This window comes from Sedimentitalea xiamensis (assembly GCF_030164465.1).
Classification (GTDB): Bacteria; Pseudomonadota; Alphaproteobacteria; order Rhodobacterales; family Rhodobacteraceae; genus Sedimentitalea; species Sedimentitalea xiamensis.
In genome coordinates this window covers 1-2,897 of record NZ_JASNJE010000075.1, presented here as the reverse complement: position 1 = coordinate 2,897, position 2,897 = coordinate 1, and the positions used below count along the sequence as shown (strand labels likewise).

The window sequence follows — 2,897 nt, the reverse complement described above, 5'->3', positions numbered from 1 at the left end:
AAGATCCTGATAGCGAACCGTGGTGAGATCGCGATTCGCGTGATGCGGGCGGCGAATGAGATGGGCAAGCGCACGGTCGCGGTCTATGCAGAGGAGGACAAGCTGGGCCTGCACCGGTTCAAGGCGGACGAGGCCTATCGCATCGGCGAGGGGCTGGGGCCGGTGGCGGCCTATCTCTCGATCGACGAGATGATCCGCGTCGCCAAGGCCTCGGGCGCGGACGCGATCCATCCGGGCTATGGGCTGTTGTCGGAGAACCCGGATTTCGTCGATGCCTGCGACGCCGCCGGCATCGCCTTCATCGGGCCGCGCGCGGAGACCATGCGCGCGCTCGGCGACAAGGCCAGCGCCCGCAAGGTCGCCATCGCCGCCGGGGTGCCGGTGATCCCGGCCACCGAGGTGCTGGGCGAGGACATGGACAAGGTCCGCGCCGAGGCGGCGGAAATCGGCTATCCGCTGATGCTCAAGGCGTCCTGGGGCGGCGGCGGGCGCGGCATGCGCCCGATCCTGAAACCCGAGGAGCTCGAGGAAAAGGTCCGCGAGGGCCGCCGCGAGGCCGAGGCCGCCTTCGGCAATGGCGAGGGGTATCTGGAAAAGATGATCCTGCGCGCCCGCCATGTGGAGGTGCAGATCCTCGGCGACAAGCACGGCGGGATGTATCATCTTTACGAACGCGACTGTTCGGTGCAGCGGCGCAACCAGAAGGTCGTGGAACGCGCCCCCGCCCCCTATCTGGACGAGGACCAGCGCGCCGAAATCTGCGAGCTGGGCTACAAGATCTGCAAGCATGTGAATTACGAATGCGCCGGCACGGTCGAGTTCCTGATGGACATGGACGACGGCCAGTTCTATTTCATCGAGGTCAACCCGCGGGTGCAGGTCGAACACACCGTGACCGAGGAAGTCACCGGCATCGACATCGTCCGCGCCCAGATCCTGATCGCCGAGGGCAAGACCATCGCCGAGGCCACCGGCAAGGCGACCCAGGCCGACGTGACGCTCAACGGCCACGCGCTGCAGACCCGCGTGACCACCGAGGACCCGCAGAACAACTTCATCCCGGATTACGGCCGCATCGCCGCCTACCGGTCCGCCACCGGCATGGGCATAAGGCTCGACGGCGGCACCGCCTATGCGGGCGGCGTCATCACCCGCTTCTACGACAGCCTCCTGACCAAGGTCACCGCCAAGGCCCCGACGCCGGAAATGGCCATCGCCCGGATGGACCGGGCGCTGCGCGAATTCCGGGTGCGCGGCGTGTCCACCAACATCGCCTTCGTCGAGAACCTGCTCAAGCACCCGACCTTCCTGAACAACACCTACACCACGAAATTCATCGACGAGACGCCGGAACTCTTCCAGTTCACCAAGCGCCGGGACCGCGGCACCAAGGTGCTGACCTATATCGCCGACGTGACGGTGAACGGCCATCCCGAGGTCAGGGACCGCCCCCGCCCCCCCGCCGGCCTGAAGCTGCCGCGCCCGCCGAAACCGCGCGCGGAGCCGGTGATGGGCACCCGCAACCTGCTGGAACAGAAGGGTCCGCAGGCGGTGGCCGACTGGATGAAGGCGCAGCGCCAGCTGCTGATCACCGACACCACCATGCGCGACAGCCACCAGTCGCTGCTCGCGACCCGGATGCGCTCGATCGATATGATCCGGGTGGCGCCGGCCTATGCCACCAACCTGCCCGGCCTGTTTTCGGTGGAATGCTGGGGCGGCGCCACCTTCGACGTCGCCTACCGCTTCCTGCAGGAATGCCCCTGGCAGCGCCTGCGCGACCTGCGCGCCGCGATGCCCAACGTGATGACCCAGATGCTGCTGCGCGGCTCCAACGGCGTCGGCTACACCAACTACCCGGACAACGTGGTGCGGGAATTCGTGCGCCAGGCCGCGGTCAGCGGCGTCGACCTGTTCCGCGTCTTCGATGCGCTGAACTGGGTGGAAAACATGCGCGTGGCGATGGACGCGGTGCTGGACGCCGGCAAGATCTGCGAAGGTTCGGTCTGCTACACCGGCGACATCACCGACCCGGACCGGGCGAAATACGACCTGAAATACTACGTCGCCGCGGGCAAGGAGCTGCGCGACGCCGGCGCCCATATCCTCGGCCTCAAGGACATGGGGGGCCTCTTGAAACCCACCGCCGCCAAGGCGCTGGTCCGGGCGCTGAAGGAAGAGGTCGGCCTGCCGATCCACTTCCACACCCATGACACCGCGGGCGTCGGCTGCGCCACCATCCTCGCCGCCTCCGAGGCCGGGGTGGACGCGGTCGACTGCGCCATGGACGCGCTGTCGGGCAACACCAGCCAGCCGACGCTCGGCTCCGTGGTCGAGGCGCTGCGCCGCACCGACCGCGACACCGGGCTCGATATTTCCGCGATCCGCGAGATCAGCGACTACTGGGAACAGGTGCGCGCGCAATACACGGCCTTCGAGAGCGGCCTGCAGGCCCCCAATTCCGAGGTCTACCTGCACGAGATGCCGGGCGGGCAGTTCACCAACCTCAAGGCCCAGGCGCGGTCGCTGGGGCTGGAGGACCGCTGGCACGAGGTCGCCCAGACCTATGCCGACGTGAACCGGATGTTCGGCGACATCCCCAAGGTCACGCCCAGTTCCAAGGTGGTGGGCGACATGGCGCTGATGATGGTCTCCCAGGGCCTGACCCGCGCCCAGGTCGAGGATCCGGAGGTCGATGTCTCCTTCCCCGACAGCGTCATCGCGCTGATGCGCGGCGACATGGGCCACCCGCCCGGCGGCTTCCCCGAGGCGATCGCCGCCAAGGTGCTGAAGGGCGCGGCGCCGAACATGGAACGCCCCGGCAAGCACCTGCCCCCGACCGACCTGGAAGAGGCCCGCGCCAGGGCCAGCGCCGAGATGGAAGGCAAGGAGGTCGA

At 67.8% G+C, this 2,897-nt stretch carries 1 protein-coding gene; it reads left to right on the top strand.

From position 1 onward, the window contains the following. Positions 1–2,897 (top strand): pyruvate carboxylase (locus QO034_RS23125; RefSeq protein ID WP_284487854.1); only part of this gene is annotated, 2,897 nt, incomplete at both ends.